This window comes from Sphingomonas sp., assembly GCF_042095875.1.
Lineage (GTDB): Bacteria > Pseudomonadota > Alphaproteobacteria > Sphingomonadales > Sphingomonadaceae > Sphingomonas.
Map to the genome: position 1 here is coordinate 34,858 of NZ_JBELMJ010000014.1, position 16,788 is coordinate 51,645.

Here is a 16,788-nt window from a genome sequence, read left to right on the forward strand (position 1 = left end):
GGATCAGGAAAGCTGGCCGCGGATCATGTTCAGATGATCCGCGATGGGACCGAGCGCGAGGCTCGGCAGGAAGGTGAGACCGCCCAGGATCAGGATGATCCCGACGAGCAGCCCGACCCAGAGGCCGCCGGTGGTCGGGAACGAGCCCGCGCTCTCCGGCGTGTACTTCTTGGCCGCCAGACTCCCGGCGATCGCCAGCATCGGCACGATGACGAAGAAGCGGCCGAACCACATCGCGACGCCCAGCAGCCCGTTGTAATAGGGCGTGTTGGCGGTCAGCCCCGCGAAGGCCGAGCCGTTGTTACCCACCGCGCTGGTGAAGGCGTAGAGGATCTCGGAGAAGCCGTGCGGCCCCTCGTTGAGCGGGCCCGCCAGCCCCTGTTGCAGCACGCTCGACAGCGCGGTGAACCCCAGGATGACGAGCGGCAGCACCGCGATCGCCAGCACCGCGAGCTTCACCTCCCGGCTCTCGATCTTCTTGCCGACATACTCGGGCGTGCGCCCGACCATCAGGCCCGCGACGAACACCGCCAGGATCGCGAACAGCAGGAAGCCGTAGATGCCCGCGCCGACGCCGCCGATCACGACCTCGCCCAGCTGGATGTTGAACAACGGGATCATGCCGCCGAGTGCGGTGAAGCTGTCGTGCATCGCGTTGACCGCGCCGCACGACGCGGCGGTGGTGACGACGGAGAAGAGCGCGGACGCGGCGATGCCGAAGCGCACCTCCTTGCCCTCCATGTTGCCGCCCGCGACGCCGAGCTGGTGCAGGATCGGGTTGCCGGCTGCTTCCTGCCAGTAGGTCACAGTGACGCCGGCGAGGAACAGGATCACCATAGCGCCCAGGATCGCCCAGCCCTGCCGCGTGTTGCCGACGGCCTTGCCGAACGTCCACGTCAGGCCGAAACCGATGACGAAGATCGACAGCATTTCGACGAAATTGGTCAGCGCATTCGGGTTCTCGAACGGGTGCGCCGAATTGGCGTTGAAGAAGCCGCCACCGTTGGTGCCGAGCATCTTGATCGCTTCCTGGCTGGCGACGGGGCCGAGCAGGATCGACTGGCGGACACCTTCCAGCGTTTGCACGTCAACCACGCCCGCCATCGTCTGCGGCACGCCGCAAGCGACCAGGAAGATCGTGTACACGACGCAGATCGGCAGCAGCAGGTAGAGCGTGACGCGGGTCACGTCCGCCCAGAAATTGCCTACCGTCTTCGCCTCGCGCCGCGCGAACCCGCGGAACAGCGCGAAGGCGAGCGCGATGCCGGTCGCCGCCGACAGGAAATTGTGGATCGCGAGACCCAGCATTTGGGCAAGGTTCGACATGGTCGCCTCGCCGCCGTAGCTCTGCCAGTTGGTGTTGGTGGTGAAACTGACCGCGGTGTTGAACGCGAGGTCGGGCGACAGGCCGGCGAGCCCCTGCGGATTACCCGGCAGCACGCCCTGCAACCGCAGCACCGCGTAGGTCAGCAGCAACAACCCGACATTAAAGACGAGCATGTGAAGCGCATAGCGGCGCCAGCTTTGCTCGGCGCTCGGATCAATGCCCGCCAGCTTGTAGAAACCGCGCTCGACGGGGGCGAGTACGACATGGATGGGCGTGCGCCGCCCCTCGTACAGTACGTGGAGCCACAGCCCCACGGGCTTGGTGAGCGCCAGCAGGATGCCGACGAACAGGAGGATCAGGAACCAGCCCTGCATGGTCATGGAACCGCTCCTTTCAGAAGCGTTCGGGGCGGATCAGCACGCCCACGAGATAGACGAGAAGGCCAAGCGCGGTCAGCGCCGCGAGCCAGAGATCGAGCGTCATGGCCGGGCCTCCTTCACGCGTTGTCGCACAGGCGGGCGTAGGCGAGCGTCAGTGCGAACAGTCCGACGATGATCGCAATCCACAGCAGGTCCTGCATGGATGTCCCCTTTTCTGCTCAGAAGGCCGCGGTCAGCGACACGACGATCGTGCCGTTGGCGATGTTGCCGGTGCCGTCCTGGCCCTTGCTGAAGCTCGGGCGCAGATAGCCCGCCTCGCGCGCCGAGATGTCGGTGTCGACGTAGCTGACGTTGAAGGTGAGGTTGCGGTAGGTCGCGTCGGCGCCGAGCGACCAATCCCAATATTCGCCGGTCGGCGACACCGCGGTCGCGTTCGGGCCCAGGCCGTTTTGCCCCCAGCTGTGGCCGACGTGCGCCCTGGCGGTGATCGGCGCGCCCGCGAGCGCCAGCGCGCCGTCACCCCACAGGTAGAGGTTGTCGTCCTTGGCGCCCGGATCATTGTACACGCCCGCCGCCGCGTCGGCGCCGCTGTTGTACCATTTGCCGATCGCCTGCTGTTTTGGCGCGTAGGCGACGCCCGCGGTCAGCGTCGCGGGCCCGGCGGTGCCCGTCAGCTTGGCATAGGGTTCGGCGAAGTCGGTGTTGTCCGCGCCGCCCGGGTACATGTACCAGGTCAGACCGACGTCGATCGTCGCGTTGTCGGCGAGCTTCGCCTTGTAGCCGCCGATCAGGTCGAGCTCCATGTTGGCGCCACCGAACGTGCCCCAACCGGCGAGGTTCGACGCCCAGGCGCCGGCGTAGACGCCGCTGTCGTGCGCCACGGTGATCCCGCCCTGGACCGCCATCTCGCGGTCGGACTGCGACACGCCGCGGAAGCGGTAATCGGACGCGATCGCGGCCGATCCGCTGACGGTAATCGCGGGTGGCGGCGTCGTCTCCGCCGTGTCTTGCACCGTCGATTGCGCGTGCGCGGCCATCGGCAGCGCGGATAGCGCGGCGGCAACGACGGCGTGATGAAGCTTCATGTGTGCACCCTTCAAGGTGCGATCGTCCCATAACGGTCGCGTTCCAGCGCCACGCGATTAGGCGCACCGCGCGTTTGAATCCGAGAGCGATTCCGGCAAATCGCATAGTGCGCGCGTATGTTCGTCGCTTTTTCCCGGGCGGCACCGCGCCCCTGACAGCGCGCGCGGACCTGTAAGAAAATGCAGTTGCTGTGCGGCGTGGCGCGTGCACACTCGCGCGGTCGATCGGGGGGTCGATGTAAATGGGGGAGGAACAATGACGCTCGCGAAGCTGCTGGTGGCCGTGCTGGCCAGCGCCATGGTCGTCACCGCACCGGCCGCGACCGCGCAGGAGCGTACCGCGGTTCGGAAGGGCTTCGATCCCGCCGCCGCCACCAACAAGACGATCCTGCTGCTGCGCCCGACCGTGCGCGTCGGCGCGCAGTCGACCGGCGGCATGTTCGAGCCCAACGGCGAGTGGACCGACCAGTCGCGCAAGAACATCGACGCCGCGCTCAGCAAGATTCAGGGCAGGATCGGCAACCGCATCGTCGTCGCGCCGGAGAGCTACGGCGCCGACGCGCGGCTCGCCGACGAATATGCCGCGCTGTTCGCCTCGCTGTCGCAGTCGGTGATCGCGTACCAGTTCTTCCCGGGCAACCGCCTGCCGACCAAGAAGCGCGACAACAAGGCGGAGGTGTTCGACTGGTCGCTCGGCCCCGGCGTTGCCGCACTGCCCGGCGCGAAGGACGCCGACTACGCATTGTTCATCTACAACAAGGACGCCTACGGCTCGACGGGACGCAAGCTGCTGCAGATGGTGGCGCTGCTGGGGCCGGGCATCGCGGTGAAGTCGGGCGAGCACGCCGGCTACGCGGGGCTGATCGACCTGAAGACCGGCGACGTGCTGTGGCTGAACGCCGACGGCGCGATGGGCGGCGACGTGCGCACCGCCGAGGGCGCGGACAAGCGCGTCGGTCAATTGCTCGAAGGACTGCCCGGCAGCCGGCTCGAGCCCGCCGCCACCGCAGTCGCGGCGGCGAAGCCGTGAAGCGGCGACTGTCGCTCGCCGCGCTGGCAACGATCGCCGCGGCCTCCGCCAGCGCGGCGCCGCGCGCGGTCGTCGCACCCCCGCCCCCTCCCTACGCCGGCGCGTACCAGCCGCAGGGCACCGACGAGATCGGCATGTGGCGCGACGCCGACGAGGACGAGCGCCGGCTGGCGAACGCGCCGCTGGTGCTCCGCGACGAGGCGCTGAACGGCTACGTCCGTGAAACCCTGTGCAGCGCGGTCGGCGCCGATCGCTGCAAGGCGGCGCGCATCTACATCCTGCGCACGCCCGTCTTCAACGCCACCATGTCGCCCAACGGCACCATGCGCGTCTTCACCGGGCTGCTGCTCCGGATGCGCAGCGAGGCCGAGCTCGCCGCCGTGCTGGGGCACGAATTCGGCCATTTCGAGCGCCGCCACAGCCTCGCCGGCTTCAAGGCGCAGCGCAGCGGCTCCGACCTGCTCAGCTGGGCGGGCGTGCTGACCGCCATGTCGGGCAGCTACCAGGCGCAGTCGAGCTTCAACAGCGTGCAGATGTCGATCTACGGCGGGCTGTACCGCTACCAGCGCGACAACGAGCGCGAGGCCGACCTGCTCGGGCTCGGCTATCTGAACGCCAGCACGCTGCGCCCGCAGGCGGCGGCGCAGGTGTGGCGCAACGTCATGGCGGAGGCCGAAGCGTCGGCGAGTGCGCGCGGGCTGAAGAAGCCGCGCTTCGACGCGATCGCCTTCACCGCCTCGCACCCGCCCGACGCGGAGCGCGCCGCCTATCTGGGCGACCTCGCCGCACCCGACGGTGCCGCACGCGACGACGGCGCGGCGCGCTACCGTGAGGCGATGGCGCGCTGGATGCCGCTGTTTCTCGACGATCAGATCAAGCTCAACGATTTCGGCGCCAGCGAGCATATCATCACGAGCCTAGCGGCGGACGGCTGGACCGCACCGCTGTGGCTCGCGCGCGGCGACCTGTACCGCGTGCGCGGCAACCCGCGCGACCTGGTCGCGGCGGGCGAGTTCTACGCCAATGCCGCGGCGCTCGACCCGGCGCTCCCCGAGGCGCAGCGCGGGCTGGGGCTCTCGCTGCTCAAGACCGCGCGCCCGGCCGAGGGGCGCGCGGCGCTCGGCCGCTACCTGGCGCTACGCCCCGACGCGCCGGACGCGGCGATGATCACGATGCTGACCAAGGGAGAGAATTGATGCGGCCCGCGCTTCGCACCCTTACCCTCGCGGCGACGCTCGCCGCCTCCGCGCTGCTCGCCTCGCCCGGCATCGCGGGCAATGCGCTGCGCGAGCAGGGCAAGCCCGCTGTTATCGCCGACACGACGCTCACCGTCACGCCGTCGCGCGACTGGAACCGCCTCGCCTTTGCGCCGGGCAAGAACACCGAATTGTGGACGCTCGACGGCGAGAATCTGAACGACGTGACCTTCTTCGCCGGGATCGAGCCGGGCAAGCCGCTGATCCGCGAGGTGAGCAAGAAGCGCAAGCCGCTGCCCAAGTTCACGCGCGAGACGTTGCTGGTCGAGGTGCCCGAGCTGCTGGAGGGCACCTATCGCGCGAGCAAGGAGATCGCGACCTTCACGATCACGGGCGCGAAACCTGATCGCTTCCTGGGCCAGGAGGGTATCCGCTTCACCTTCGACTACGTCGACCAGGATGGGCTGGGGCGGCTGGGCGAGGGGCGCGCGGCGCTGATCGGGGGCAAGCTCTACATGGCGACGTTCAGCGCGCCGCGGCTGCATTATTTCGAGCGCTCGATCGCCGACTTCCGCGCGCTGACCGACGCCGCGACACTCGCCGCCCCTCCCGCACGCTCGTGACCGGCCACGCGCGGCGAGGCTGACCACCCGCCGCGTTGGCGCTAGGGCATGATCGACAAACAGCGACACGTCCGACCGCCCCGCACGTCTGTTTGAACGAATCGCGCGCCCTCACAACCGGGTGACCACCGACGATACGCCGTTGTAGCCTCGCGTCGATCGGGCGCGCCTGGCCCGCCCCGGATTTCGCGGGTCGCGCGCGCGCGCTGCCCGCGCGACCGGCTTGGCGGCGGCACCTGCACGCGGTAAGCGCGCCGTCATGGACCGTATCCTTATTCGCGGCGGCAATCGCCTGTCGGGCACGCTGCCCATCTCGGGCGCGAAGAACGCCGCGCTCACGCTGATGCCGTGCGCGATCCTGACCGACGAGCCGCTGACGCTGCGCAACCTGCCGCGGCTCGCCGACGTCGACGGCTTCGGCCACCTGCTCAACCAACTCGGCGCCTCGACTCGGATTGAGGGCTCGCGCCCCGACGAGTTCGGCCGCGTGATGACGATCCGCGCCGGGCAGCTGACCAGCGCGGAGGCCCCCTACGATATCGTGCGCAAGATGCGCGCCTCGATCCTGGTGCTCGGCCCCATCCTCGCGCGCGCGGGCGAGGCGCGCGTGTCGCTGCCCGGCGGCTGCGCGATCGGCAACCGCCCGATCGACCTGCACCTGAAGGCGCTGGAGGCGATCGGCGCCAAGCTGGAGATGAGCGCGGGCTACGTCACCGCGTCGGCGCCGGGCGGACGCCTGTCGGGCGGCGTGTACCGCTTCCCCGTTGTCTCGGTCGGCGCGACCGAGAACGTCGTCATGGCCGCGGTCACCGCCAGCGGCCCGACGCGGATCGAGAATGCCGCGCGCGAGCCCGAGATCGTCGACCTGTGCCGCTGCCTCGTCGCGATGGGCGCGCAGATCGAGGGGATCGGCACCGAGACGCTGGAGATCGAGGGCGTGCGCGAGCTCCACGGCGCGACCTACTCGGTCATGCCCGACCGGATCGAGGCGGGCAGCTACGCCTGCGCCGCCGCGATCACCGGCGGCGACGTGACGCTGACCAACATCGGCGCGGACGAAATGGGCGCGACGCTCGACGCGCTGCGCGAGGCGGGCGTCGAGGTCGAGACGGGCCGCGGCACGATCCGCGTCGTCGCGCCCAATCGCCTGCGCCCGCTCAACATCACCACCGCGCCCTTCCCCGGCTTCGCCACCGACATGCAGGCGCAGTTCATGGCGATGCTGTGCCGCGCCGACGGTGCCAGCGTGCTGACCGAGACGATCTTCGAGAACCGCTACATGCACGTGCCGGAGCTGGCGCGGATGGGCGCCGACATCCAGGTCCGCGGCCGCACCGCGGTGGTCCAGGGCGTCGACCGCCTCGTCGGCGCGCCCGTCATGGCGACCGACCTGCGCGCCTCGATGAGCCTGATCATCGCCGGCCTGGTCGCGGACGGCGAGACGCAGGTCAGCCGCATCTACCACCTCGACCGCGGCTACGAGCGGCTGGAGGAGAAGCTCTCCGCGGTCGGCGCCGACATCGAGCGCGCCGGCGACGGGTGAGGCGCTAGGAAGCAGCGCCCGACGCACGAGAATCTAGCTTCCATTCCTCTCTCGTCATCCCGGGCTCGACCCGGGATCCCGCTTCTTCTCACGCCGCCACCATCACCCGATCCGCTCGTACAGGTCCTCCCACGCCGGATTACCACGCTCGATCAGATCGAACCTCCACGCCCGCGCCCACCGCTTCTCATGCGCGATGCAGTCGAGCATCCTCGCACCGCGCTCCGCCCACACCAGCCGGCGCACTCCGTAACGCGCGCAGAAGTCCGACCCCGCACCGGCACGATGCTGCGCAAACCTCGCCGCCAAATCGGCCGTCACACCGACGTACATGGTCCCACGATACCGGTCGGCCATGATGTAAACCCACCCGCCGCGCTCATCCATCGGCGCAGGAGAGAAGAAGCGGGACCCCGGGTCAAGCCCGGGGCGACGAGAAGTTGTGGAACCTCACCCCAGTCATCCCGGCCTTGAGCCGGAATCCCGCTTCTTCTCTCCTACTTGGGGCATCCTCAACAATCGCCAGCCTCTCTCATCTCGCCAGCCCCCCCTCACTCACACCGCCTGCGCCGCGGCCCAGCCGCTCGCCCAGGCCCATTGGAAATTATACCCGCCGAGCCAGCCGGTGACGTCCACCGCCTCGCCGATCGCGAACAGGCCGGGCAGGTGGCGCGCTTCCATCGTCTTGGACGACAGGCCGGCGGTCGCGATGCCGCCGACGGTCACCTCGGCCTTGGCGAACCCTTCGGTGCCGTTCGGGTGAAATTGCCAGTCGGCCAGCCGGCGCTCGGCATCCTCCAGCGCGCGGTCGGTGGCACTGCCCAGTTCGCCGACCCCGATCACCTCGGCCAGCGCGTCGCCCAATCGTCCCGGCAGCGGCAGTGCGGCGGCGAGCGTCGCGCGCGGGCGCGCGCGCTTCGCCGCGCGCAGCCAGCCCGGCGCCGCGCCCGGCACTAGGTCGATCGCCACCGCTTCGCCAGAGCGCCAGTAGGACGATACCTGCAGGATCGCGGGGCCGCTCAACCCCTTGTGCGTGAACAGCGCCGCCTCCGCGAACGAGGCGCCGCGTCCCGCGCCGTCCTTGCCCTTCGCCGGGCGCGACGCGGCGACCACCGGCGTCGCGACGCCCGACAGCGCGCGGAACAGCGCCTGCTCGCCCGGCAGCGTCAGCGGCACCAGCGCGGGGCGCGGCTCGACCACCTTCAACCCGAAGCGCCGCGCGAGGTCGTAGGCGAAGCCGGTCGCGCCCAGCTTGGGGATCGACGGCCCGCCGGTCGCGATCACCAGCGACGGTGCCGTGTAGCGCCGCCCGTCGTGCTCGACCGTGTAACGCGCGTCGGCGTGCGCGATCTCGCCGATCTCGCCGCCGAGCCTGAGCGTCACCTGCCCCTTGTCGCACTCGTCCAGCAGCATCGCGACGATCTGCCTGGCCGATCCGTCGCAGAACAATTGCCCCAGCGTCTTCTCGTGCCACGCGATCCCGTGCCGCTCGACCAACTCGAGGAAATCCTGCGCGGTGTAGCGGCCGAGCGCGGACTTGGCGAAATGCGGGTTGGCCGAGACGTAGCGCTCGGGGATCGCCTCGCGGTTGGTGAAATTGCACCGCCCGCCGCCCGAGATGACGATCTTGCGACCCGGCTCGGTGCCGTGGTCGAGCACGACGACGCGCCGCCCGCGCTGCCCCGCGACCGCGGCGCACATCAGCCCCGCGCCGCCGGCGCCGAGCACGATCGCATCGAACTGTTCCATGACGCGCCGCCTGCCACACATCGCGCCGCGGCGCGAGCGACGATCCGCCCGGCCCGGCCGCGCCGCATGTTCACACCAGCCGACGCACATTCTCCGTCACCCCGGACCTGATCCGGGGTCCCGCTTCTTAGACGAAGCAGGAGAAGGCAGCGGGATCCCGGACCAAGTCCGGGATGACGAGGTAGCAGGAAGAGGATTGCTCCGGCTTCACACCGAAGCACCAAGCCCTTCGCCGCATCGTCGCTCTGCGGGACGAGCGTCCCCTGCCCAGCCACCACGTCGCGCGCGCCAGTCGCGCTGTCCTACACTCGGGCGATGCTGTAGCGCCGCGCGTCCAGGCTCTTTCACATTATCAATCAAGCAATTGCGCGCCACCCCGACCTGCCCCCGGTCGGGCAGCGCATTGGCCTCGCCTTTGCCTCACCTTCCGGCCCGCGCCGTCGGCTCCGGCGAAGCTACTCCCGCTCGCCACGGCGCGCGTTGGCCTCACCTTTGCCTCACCTTCCGGCCCGCGTCGTCAGCCCCGGTGAGGCTAACCCCCGCTCGCCACGGCGCGCGTTGGCCTCACCTTCCGACCCGCGTCGTCGGCCCCGGCGAGTCCAACCCCGCTCGCGACCGCGCGCGTTGGCGTGACCTTCGCCTCACCTTCCGTGTCGCGCGCGGCACGTTCGCGTCGCCGCACGCCCCGCGCGGCAGAACGATCGGGTCGCCGCCGCGCGCCGGTTTCGGAACGCAGCGGCGACCGCGCCGCAGTTCAGATCGCCGCCAGCGCCTGCTCGAAGTCGGCGATCAGGTCGTCGGCGTCCTCGACCCCGATCGAGATGCGCACGAGGTTGTCGGTGATGCCCAGCGCCTGCTTGCGCGCGTCGGCGACCGACAGGTGCGTCATGCCCGCCGGGTGGCTCGCCAGCGTCTCGGTCCCGCCGAGCGACACCGCCAGCTTGGCGATCTTGAGCGCGTCGAGGAAGCGGAACGCCTCCGCCTCGCCGCCCTTGAGGTACAGCGAAAAGGTCGAGCCGCCGCCGGTGCAGTTGCGGCGATAGATGTCGGCCTGCCGCCCCTCCGCGCCTTCGGTGCTGCCCTCGGCCAGGAAGCCCAGATATCCGACGCGCTCGACCTGCGGCTGGTCGCGCAGCCAGGTGCACACCTTGGCCGCATTCTCGCCCGCGCGGCTCATCCTGAGTTCAAGCGTCTCCAGGCTGCGCAGCAGCATCCACGCGGTGTTGGGGTCGCAGATCGTGCCGATCGTGTTGCGCATCGCGCGGATCGTGTTGATCTGCTCCTTCGACCCCAGCACGCCACCCGCGACGAGGTCGGAGTGGCCGCCGGCGTACTTGGTCAGCGAGTAGACGACGATGTCGGCGCCGTGCTTGAGCGGTTGCGACCAGAGCGGCCCCAGGAACGTGTTGTCGATCGCGATCGGCGGCTTGCTCTCGTGGTCGGCGAACACCGCGTCGCGGCTCGCCGCCACCACCTCGACGTCGACCAGCGCGTTAGTCGGGTTGGCCGGGCTCTCGAGGTAGATCAGCGCGACGTGGCCCGCGTCCGCCGCCTTCTGCATGACGGCGTCGATCTCCTCGCGCGTCGCGCCCGCCGGGAAGTCGAGCCAGTTGATGCCGAACTTGCCCAGCACGCGCGCGATCAGCGTCTCGGTCGCGGCGTAGAGCGGTCCCGAGTGGACGATCGTGTCGCCCGGCTTGACCATCGACAGGAACAGGGTCGCGATCGCCGACATGCCGCTGGAGAAGGCGAGCGCGTCCTCCGCCCCCTCCCAGATGCCGAGCCGGTCCTCCAATATCTCCTGGTTCGGGCCGTTGAAGCGCGAGTAGACCAGCCCCTCGGCCCCGCCCGGACGCTTGCCGGTCACGCCCTCGAAATGCCGCTTGCCCGCCGCCGCGTTGGGGAACACGAAGGTCGAGGTCAGGAACACCGGCGGCTTGAGCGAGCCTTCCGACAGAGCGGGATCGTAGCCGTGCCCCATCATCAGCGTCGCGGGCTTGAGCGTGCGCCCGCCGATCGCATCCACCTCCGGCTTGGGGCTGATGCGCTGTTCGACGCCGGTCATGTCGGCTTCGGTCTGGTCGGGCATTCGTTTCCTCTCTCGTGGCGGCGAACCGCTCAGGGCTTGGTATAGGGCGTGAACATGCCCAGCGCGCAGCTGCCCGTCGGGACGTTGGGCGGCAATTGCACGGTTTGCGCGATATCGCCGCTGCACGCGCGGGTCTGATACCGGCGCGAGATCAGCGCGTCACCCCGCGCGACGCCCTGGCACCCGCCGTTGGTCTCGTTGACGTAGACCAATTTGTCGCTGACCCGGTAGATCAGCTTGTTGCCGTAGGCGCTCAACTGCGGCTGGCGGAAGCGCGTGTCGATGCACGATTGCGGCTTGCCCGCCACCTTGCCCGCGATCAGTTTCCGGTACGCCAGCTCGGGCGTGTCGCGCTTGGCGAGCGCCGCGCCACCCGCGCCCAGCCCGACACCCGCGACCAGCAGCATCAACGGCAATTTGCGCATCGCATCCACTCCTCATTCCGATAGCTGCTGAACGCAGCTAGCCGCGAAAAGAATCCTTCGCCTCGCGCAACCGCTTGAATTCGGCGGCGTCCGCGGCGCGCATGAACGGGTTGGTCGCCCGCTCCTCGGCGATCGTCGTCGGCACGGTCGGTTCGCCGCCGGCGCGCAACCGGTCGACGTCGGCTATCCGCGCGACCAGCGCCTCGTTGTCGCGGTCGATCGACAGCGCGAAGCGGCCGTTCGACTGCGTATACTCGTGCCCGCAATAGACGCGCGTCTCACCGGCCAGGTCGGCGTAGCGGCGGAAATTGTCGAACATCTGCTCGGGGCTGCCCTCGAACAACCGGCCGCATCCCAGCGCGAACAGCGTGTCGCCGGTGAAGATCGCGGCGTCGTCGGCCATGTGAAAGGCGATGTGCCCCGACGTGTGGCCGGGCACGTGCATCACGCGCGCCTCGTGCGCGCCGATCGACACCGTGTCGCCCTCCCCCACGCCGCGGTCGAGCGCGCCGATCTTGGCGCGCTCCGCCTCGGGGCCGATCACCGTCGCGCCGGTCGCCGCGACGACGGCCGCGTTGCCGCCGACGTGATCGGGGTGCCAGTGCGTCGTCCAGATCGCGCCGATCGTCCAGCCGCGCGCGGCGGCGGCGTCGAGCACCGGCTGCGCCTCGCCCGGGTCGACCACGATCGTCGCGCCGCTGTCGGCATCGTGGACCAGCCACGAATAATTATCCGACAGGACGGGAACGCGGACGATCTCCAGACCGCGCGCAGGCGACCCGGCCACCCTCACCAGCTCCCGGTGTTGGGCATCGACTTCCACGGCTCGGCCGGCTCCTTCGCCCCGCCTTCCTGCAGCAGCTCAATCGAGATGCCGTCGGGCGACTTCACGAACGCCATGTGCCCGTCGCGCGGGGGGCGGTGGACGATGTGCCCCGCGTCCTGCACCCGCTGGCACGTCTCGTAGATGTCGTCGACGTGATAGGCCAAATGGCCGAAGTTGCGCCCGCCGCTATACTCCTCTGGCGCCTCGCCCTCCTTCGGCCAGTTATAGGTCAGCTCGACCTCGGCACGGGCGCGCTCGCCGGGCGCGTTCATGTCCTCTGGCGTCGCGAGGAAGATCAGCGTGAAGCGACCCGCCTCATTCTCCATCCGGCGCACTTCCTTTAGGCCCAGCACCTCGAAGAAGGCGATCGTCTTGTCCGGATCGGCGACGCGGATCATCGTGTGGAGGTATTTCACTGCTTCGGGTCTCCTGCGAACTGCGTGAGTGCGTTGGCGGCTGAACGCCCGGCAGGCGCATCGGGTGCCAGCCGCGCAGCTTGCGTCCACGCCGCCCGCGCGCGCTCCGCCTCGCCGCCCGCCGCGGCGATGTTGCCCGCCTCCAGCTGCACCGACGCGTCGTCGGCCGAGCGCCGCAGCGCCTGCGCGATGTCGAGTTTCGCGCGCGGCAGGTCGCCCATCCGCCTGGCCAGCGTCGCCGACAGCAGCCAGGCGAGCGGATCGTCGGCCGCGTCCTTCACCGCCAGGTCGAGGTCGACGCGCGCCGCCTTCAGGTCGCCGGTCGCGACCAGCGCGCGCGCGCGGTCGAGATACGCCTCGCCGCGGTTCAGGGCGGTCAGCGTCCCCGCGGCCAGCGCCGCGTCGAGCGCCGCGCGCGCCTTGGCCGCGTCGCCCGCCGCCAGCCACGCATTCCCCGCCTGCGCCCAGTAATCCGCCGCGCGCACCTCCTTCGCCAGCTCGGCATTGCGCGCCGCCGCTGTGAAGGCGGTTGCCGCGCCGGCGTAATCGTCCTGCCCCGCGAGCGCCACGCCGCGGCACGCCTCGCCCGCGCGGCCGAGCGTGCGCGCGACCTGCTCCGCCCCGGCTGGGTCGCGCTGCGCCTGCGCGACGCAGGCCTCGAGCTGCTCCGCAGGCGACGTTGGGGGCCTGCCCGCGGCTTGCGCGGCGAGCGCGGCGACGAGCAGGAGGATCACGGCAGCACGTCCTCGACCGCGCGGATCAGCAGCGCGACGTCGCCGTCGCGCGACAGGCGGTGGTCGCCGTCCTTGACCAGCCACGTCTGCACGTCGCTCGATGCCAGCATCTCGGCCAGGCGGCAGGTGCGGTGCCACGGTACGTCCGTGTCCTTCTGCCCCTGCAGGAACCGCACCGGGCAGGTGATGCCGATCTCGCCGAACATCAGCCGGTTGGCCTCGCCCGACTGCCAGAACCGCCGCGTGTAGACGGTCGGCTCGGGGCCGTAGGGGTTGGGGCGCTCGAGCCGCCCGTGCTGGAGCAGGTACATCTTCTCGTCCGACGAGAAGCCCCAATCGGTGAAGTCGGGCGCGGGCGCGATGCCGACCAGCGCGTGGACGCGCTCGGGCCGCGCCTTGGCCGCGAGCAGCATGATCCACCCGCCCATCGACGACCCGACCAGCACCGCTGGCCCTTCCACCGCATCGTCGATCATCGCCAGCGCGTCGTCGCGCCAGTCGGCGAGGCTCTGTTCCTCGAACTTCCCCTCCGACGCGCCGCAGCCGGCATAGTCGAAGCGCAGGAAGGCGCGACCGTTCGCCTTCGCCCAGGCCTCCAGCGCGACTGCCTTGGTGCCGGACATGTCGGACGCGTAGCCCGGCAGGAACACGATCGCGGGCCCGCGCCCCTCGGTCAGGTGGTAGGCGAGGCGCGGCCGCTCGGGCGCGTGGTGGGGAGTGTCCGGCATGCCCGCTGCCATAGCGGCGCGCGCACCCTCGCGCAAAACACGGCTGCCGCGGCGATCGAACGCTCAGTCGCGCCGTGCCAGCGACTCCACCATCTCGGCCGCGAGCAGGCTCAGCGTGTCGTCGCGCGCGCCCATCACGACGATGCGGTCGCCCGCCCTCGCCTCTGCGACCAGATGCGCCGCCGCCGCCGCGCGATCGGGCATGTGCAGCGCGGCACGACCGCCGAGCGTCACGTCGCGGACGATGTCGGCGCTCGTCACCTCGCGGCTGGTCGTGCCGCCGTGGTAGACGGGGTCGGGCATGACGAGCAGGTCGTCCGCCGCTAGCGCGCGCGCGAAGGTCGCGACGAGTTCGCGGCTCATCACCTTGAGCGGCCCGAAACCGTGCGGCTGGAAGAGCACCAGTAACCGCCCCGGAAAGGCGTGCAGCGTGTCGAGCGTCGCGGCGATCTTGTCCGGATTGTGCCCGAAATCGTCGATGACCGACACGCCCGCGGCCTCGCCGACCAGGTCGAAGCGACGCCTGAGCCCGGTGAACCGCTCCAGCGCCGCGACCGCCTCCGCCAGCGGCACCCCCGCCGCGCGCACCGCGCCGAGCGCCGCGAGCGCATTGGACACGTTGTGCCGCCCCGGCACCTGCAAGCGGACCGGCACCGCGCCGCCATCGTGATGCAGCGTGAACGCGATCCCGAACGGCGCCTCATCCAAGTCGCGCGCGACCAGATCACCTGCGCCCTCGACCGAGAAGCGCGTCACCCTTGCCGCGGGCAGCGTCATCGCGAGCGCGGCCGCGTCGGTGTTGTCGGCGTTGACCACCGCGTGGCGCGCGTGGGCGATGAAATTGCCGAACAAGCGGTTGAGCTCGTCCAGCGCCTTGTGGTCGAGGCTGACGTTGTTGAGCACCGCGACGCGCGGGCGATAGAGCGCGATCGATCCGTCGCTCTCGTCCACCTCGCTGACGTACGCCTCACCCGCACCGACCAGCGCGCTGGCGAACGGGCGGTCGGCACGCGCGAAATCCTTCATCACCGCGCCGTTCATCACGGTCGGGTCGCCGCCGGTCTTGTGCAGGATCGCCGCGATCATGCCGGTGACGGTCGACTTCCCGCTGGTGCCCGCGACACCGATGCCGAGCGGCGCGGCGTTGAACAAAGCCGCGTTGAGTTCCGCCCGCGTCATCCGCGCGCAGCCGACGCGCGCCGCCGCGACCATGTCGGCGACCGTGTCCTCGACCGCGGCCGAGGCGACGACGATCTGCTCCGCGGACACGATGCCGCTGCCGTCCTGTGCGAACAGCTCGATTCCCAGCGCGCGCAGCGCGTCGAACTTCGCGGGCACGCGCCCTTGATCGAGCCCGCGGTCCGAGCCCGCGACCACCGCGCCGCGCTCAGCGAGGATCATCGCGAGCGGCATCATCCCCGACCCGCCGATGCCGACCAGGAAGAAGCGTTTGCCGCGCACCGCATCGATGGTGTCGCCTGGACCTGCATTGCCGTCTCGCATAGCAACGCGCTATCGGCGCTCCGGTTGATTGGGGCAAGCCGGGGAGCGGACGAGAACATGCGGATCGGCGTCGTAGCGGCCTCCAGCGTCGCCAATCCGGACGTGGTCGCTCCCGTCTCCGCGCTGGCGGCGATCGCCTTTCCGGAGGTCGACCTCGTCTTTCATCCGAGCGCGTTCGCGCAGGACGGCCATTTCGCCGGATCCGACGCGGTGCGCGCCGCCGCCTTCGTCGAGTATGCCAACGACCCGACGATGGCGGCCGTCTGGTTCGTGCGCGGCGGCTATGGCGCGAACCGCATCCTCGCCGAGGCGATGCCGCGGTTGAACGACGCCGCGCGCGCGAAGACGTATCTAGGCTATTCCGACGTCGGCTTCCTGCTCGGCGCGCTCTACGCGCGGCGCATCGGGCATCCGGTGCACGGGCCGATGGCGAGCGATATCCGCCGCAAGGGTGGCGACGAGACGGTCGCGCGCTCGCTCGGCTGGATGGCCAGGCGCGACCGAATCGCGCTCGAACCCGGGCTGGCGGGGCACCCGTCCGCCGCGTTCAACCTGTCGATCCTCTCCGCGCTGATCGGCTCGCCCTACCTGCCCGACCTCGCCGACCACGTGCTGATCGTCGAGGAAGTCTCGGAGGCAATGTACGCGATCGACCGGATGCTGTTCACCATGGCCAACGCGACCCAGTTGCGCGGGATCGCCGGCGTGCGGCTCGGCGCGGTCACCGCGGTCAAGCCCAACGAACCCGACTGGGGCGAAACGCTGGAGCAAATGATGGAACGCTGGTGCCGGGACATGCACGTGCCGTTCCTCGGCCGTGCCGAGATCGGGCATACGCAGACCAATCGGGTGGTGCCGTTCGGCGTTGCCTGAGGCAGTGTGCGAAGCTTATCGCTGCCGAGTCGCGGCCGTGGAATCTATTATCCCGCTTGATCTGCCTCGCAGCACCTAGCAGGCTGGGACGATGATCGGCGGCAAACGGCTGTTCGAGAATGGAGCGGGTGAAGGGAATCGAACCCTCGTCGTAAGCTTGGGAAGCTTCTGCTCTACCATTGAGCTACACCCGCATTTCAGCAACTCGGCGCTGAAATGGCCGCCTCCCACCCCTATTTGTCGTCGGAATGGCAACCAGTC

17 protein-coding genes and 1 tRNA gene are annotated in these 16,788 nt (G+C 69.9%); 5 read left to right on the plus strand and 13 right to left on the minus strand.

What is annotated here, in order from left to right; all coding sequences use genetic code 11:
* Positions 1-3: 3 nt before the first annotated feature.
* From kdpA to ACFDS6_RS07085, 3 genes are all read right to left on the minus strand, one after another.
* On the minus strand, positions 4-1,707 hold the full coding sequence (gene kdpA / locus ACFDS6_RS07075) for a potassium-transporting ATPase subunit KdpA (RefSeq protein ID WP_375271425.1): 1,704 nt from the start codon (positions 1,705-1,707) through the stop codon (positions 4-6).
* A 13-nt stretch (positions 1,708-1,720) separates the two neighbouring features.
* Positions 1,721-1,810: a K(+)-transporting ATPase subunit F gene (gene kdpF / locus ACFDS6_RS07080; protein ID WP_056397559.1), complete on the minus strand. Its 90-nt coding sequence runs from the start codon at positions 1,808-1,810 to the stop codon at positions 1,721-1,723.
* A gap of 115 nt (positions 1,811-1,925) precedes the next feature.
* On the minus strand, positions 1,926-2,792 hold the full coding sequence (locus tag ACFDS6_RS07085) for a TorF family putative porin (RefSeq protein WP_375271426.1): 867 nt from the start codon (positions 2,790-2,792) through the stop codon (positions 1,926-1,928).
* Between the two features lie 256 nt (positions 2,793-3,048).
* On the opposite strand from ACFDS6_RS07085, the gene ACFDS6_RS07090 reads away from it, so the two are divergent.
* The 4 genes from ACFDS6_RS07090 to murA all read left to right on the plus strand — a co-directional run bounded on the left by ACFDS6_RS07090 (position 3,049) and on the right by murA (position 7,184).
* Positions 3,049-3,822 carry a hypothetical protein gene (locus ACFDS6_RS07090; protein ID WP_375271427.1) on the plus strand — a complete coding sequence of 258 codons (774 nt, stop codon included), beginning with the start codon at positions 3,049-3,051 and terminating at the stop codon, positions 3,820-3,822.
* On the plus strand, positions 3,819-5,018 hold the full coding sequence (locus ACFDS6_RS07095) for a M48 family metalloprotease (RefSeq protein ID WP_375271428.1): 1,200 nt from the start codon (positions 3,819-3,821) through the stop codon (positions 5,016-5,018). The genes ACFDS6_RS07090 and ACFDS6_RS07095 overlap by 4 nt, the downstream gene beginning before the upstream one ends.
* Positions 5,018-5,641: a hypothetical protein gene (locus tag ACFDS6_RS07100; protein WP_375271429.1), complete on the plus strand. Its 624-nt coding sequence runs from the start codon at positions 5,018-5,020 to the stop codon at positions 5,639-5,641. Before ACFDS6_RS07095 ends, ACFDS6_RS07100 begins: the two co-directional genes overlap by 1 nt.
* A gap of 259 nt (positions 5,642-5,900) precedes the next feature.
* A complete protein-coding gene (murA, locus tag ACFDS6_RS07105; RefSeq protein ID WP_375271430.1) occupies positions 5,901-7,184 on the plus strand; it encodes a UDP-N-acetylglucosamine 1-carboxyvinyltransferase in 1,284 nt (427 codons plus the stop codon).
* 102 nt (positions 7,185-7,286) lie between these two features.
* Here murA and ACFDS6_RS07110 read toward each other — a convergent pair whose 3' ends face one another.
* The 9 genes from ACFDS6_RS07110 to ACFDS6_RS07150 all read right to left on the minus strand — a co-directional run bounded on the left by ACFDS6_RS07110 (position 7,287) and on the right by ACFDS6_RS07150 (position 15,654).
* The gene (locus ACFDS6_RS07110) at positions 7,287-7,571 is read right to left on the minus strand and encodes a GIY-YIG nuclease family protein (protein ID WP_375271431.1); all 285 of its coding nucleotides are present in this window, start codon (positions 7,569-7,571) and stop codon (positions 7,287-7,289) included.
* 168 nt (positions 7,572-7,739) lie between these two features.
* A complete protein-coding gene (locus tag ACFDS6_RS07115) occupies positions 7,740-8,933 on the minus strand; it encodes an NAD(P)/FAD-dependent oxidoreductase (RefSeq protein WP_375271432.1) in 1,194 nt (397 codons plus the stop codon).
* Between the two features lie 754 nt (positions 8,934-9,687).
* Positions 9,688-11,022, minus strand: coding sequence for a cystathionine gamma-synthase family protein (locus tag ACFDS6_RS07120; RefSeq protein ID WP_375271433.1), 1,335 nt, complete (start codon positions 11,020-11,022; stop codon positions 9,688-9,690).
* Between the two features lie 29 nt (positions 11,023-11,051).
* Positions 11,052-11,447: a hypothetical protein gene (locus ACFDS6_RS07125; RefSeq protein ID WP_375271434.1), complete on the minus strand. Its 396-nt coding sequence runs from the start codon at positions 11,445-11,447 to the stop codon at positions 11,052-11,054.
* Between the two features lie 37 nt (positions 11,448-11,484).
* On the minus strand, positions 11,485-12,234 hold the full coding sequence (gene gloB / locus ACFDS6_RS07130; protein ID WP_375271435.1) for a hydroxyacylglutathione hydrolase: 750 nt from the start codon (positions 12,232-12,234) through the stop codon (positions 11,485-11,487).
* 2 nt (positions 12,235-12,236) lie between these two features.
* Positions 12,237-12,689, minus strand: a complete 453-nt coding sequence (locus ACFDS6_RS07135) for a VOC family protein (RefSeq protein WP_375271436.1) — start codon at positions 12,687-12,689, stop codon at positions 12,237-12,239.
* Entirely contained in the window at positions 12,686-13,423 is a 738-nt protein-coding gene (locus ACFDS6_RS07140; protein ID WP_375271437.1) for a hypothetical protein, read from the minus strand. Before ACFDS6_RS07140 ends, ACFDS6_RS07135 begins: the two co-directional genes overlap by 4 nt.
* Entirely contained in the window at positions 13,420-14,151 is a 732-nt protein-coding gene (locus ACFDS6_RS07145) for an alpha/beta hydrolase (RefSeq protein ID WP_375271438.1), read from the minus strand. Before ACFDS6_RS07145 ends, ACFDS6_RS07140 begins: the two co-directional genes overlap by 4 nt.
* Positions 14,152-14,214: 63 nt before the next feature.
* On the minus strand, positions 14,215-15,654 hold the full coding sequence (locus ACFDS6_RS07150) for a glutamate ligase domain-containing protein (RefSeq protein ID WP_375271439.1): 1,440 nt from the start codon (positions 15,652-15,654) through the stop codon (positions 14,215-14,217).
* 57 nt (positions 15,655-15,711) lie between these two features.
* Between ACFDS6_RS07150 and ACFDS6_RS07155 the strand changes: the two genes are divergently transcribed.
* Positions 15,712-16,527 carry an LD-carboxypeptidase gene (locus tag ACFDS6_RS07155; RefSeq protein WP_375271440.1) on the plus strand — a complete coding sequence of 272 codons (816 nt, stop codon included), beginning with the start codon at positions 15,712-15,714 and terminating at the stop codon, positions 16,525-16,527.
* Positions 16,528-16,647: 120 nt separating this feature from the next.
* Here the strand turns inward: ACFDS6_RS07155 and ACFDS6_RS07160 are convergent.
* A tRNA-Gly gene (locus tag ACFDS6_RS07160) sits at positions 16,648-16,721 on the minus strand.
* Positions 16,722-16,788: the final 67 nt, after the last annotated feature.

Excerpts from the sequence above, each read along its gene's own strand:
- murA (WP_375271430.1), top strand. The coding sequence starts at position 5,901 with ATGGACCGTATCCTTATTCGCGGCGGCAATCGCCTGTCGGGCACGCTG.
- ACFDS6_RS07150 (WP_375271439.1), bottom strand. The coding sequence starts at position 15,654 with ATGCGAGACGGCAATGCAGGTCCAGGCGACACCATCGATGCGGTGCGC.
- ACFDS6_RS07090 (WP_375271427.1), top strand. The coding sequence starts at position 3,049 with ATGACGCTCGCGAAGCTGCTGGTGGCCGTGCTGGCCAGCGCCATGGTC.
- kdpA (WP_375271425.1), bottom strand. The coding sequence starts at position 1,707 with ATGACCATGCAGGGCTGGTTCCTGATCCTCCTGTTCGTCGGCATCCTG.
- kdpF (WP_056397559.1), bottom strand. The coding sequence starts at position 1,810 with ATGACGCTCGATCTCTGGCTCGCGGCGCTGACCGCGCTTGGCCTTCTC.
- ACFDS6_RS07120 (WP_375271433.1), bottom strand. The coding sequence starts at position 11,022 with ATGCCCGACCAGACCGAAGCCGACATGACCGGCGTCGAACAGCGCATC.
- ACFDS6_RS07085 (WP_375271426.1), bottom strand. The coding sequence starts at position 2,792 with ATGAAGCTTCATCACGCCGTCGTTGCCGCCGCGCTATCCGCGCTGCCG.
- ACFDS6_RS07155 (WP_375271440.1), top strand. The coding sequence starts at position 15,712 with ATGCGGATCGGCGTCGTAGCGGCCTCCAGCGTCGCCAATCCGGACGTG.
- ACFDS6_RS07100 (WP_375271429.1), top strand. The coding sequence starts at position 5,018 with ATGCGGCCCGCGCTTCGCACCCTTACCCTCGCGGCGACGCTCGCCGCC.
- ACFDS6_RS07115 (WP_375271432.1), bottom strand. The coding sequence starts at position 8,933 with ATGGAACAGTTCGATGCGATCGTGCTCGGCGCCGGCGGCGCGGGGCTG.
- ACFDS6_RS07110 (WP_375271431.1), bottom strand. The coding sequence starts at position 7,571 with ATGGATGAGCGCGGCGGGTGGGTTTACATCATGGCCGACCGGTATCGT.
- ACFDS6_RS07145 (WP_375271438.1), bottom strand. The coding sequence starts at position 14,151 with ATGCCGGACACTCCCCACCACGCGCCCGAGCGGCCGCGCCTCGCCTAC.
- ACFDS6_RS07125 (WP_375271434.1), bottom strand. The coding sequence starts at position 11,447 with ATGCGCAAATTGCCGTTGATGCTGCTGGTCGCGGGTGTCGGGCTGGGC.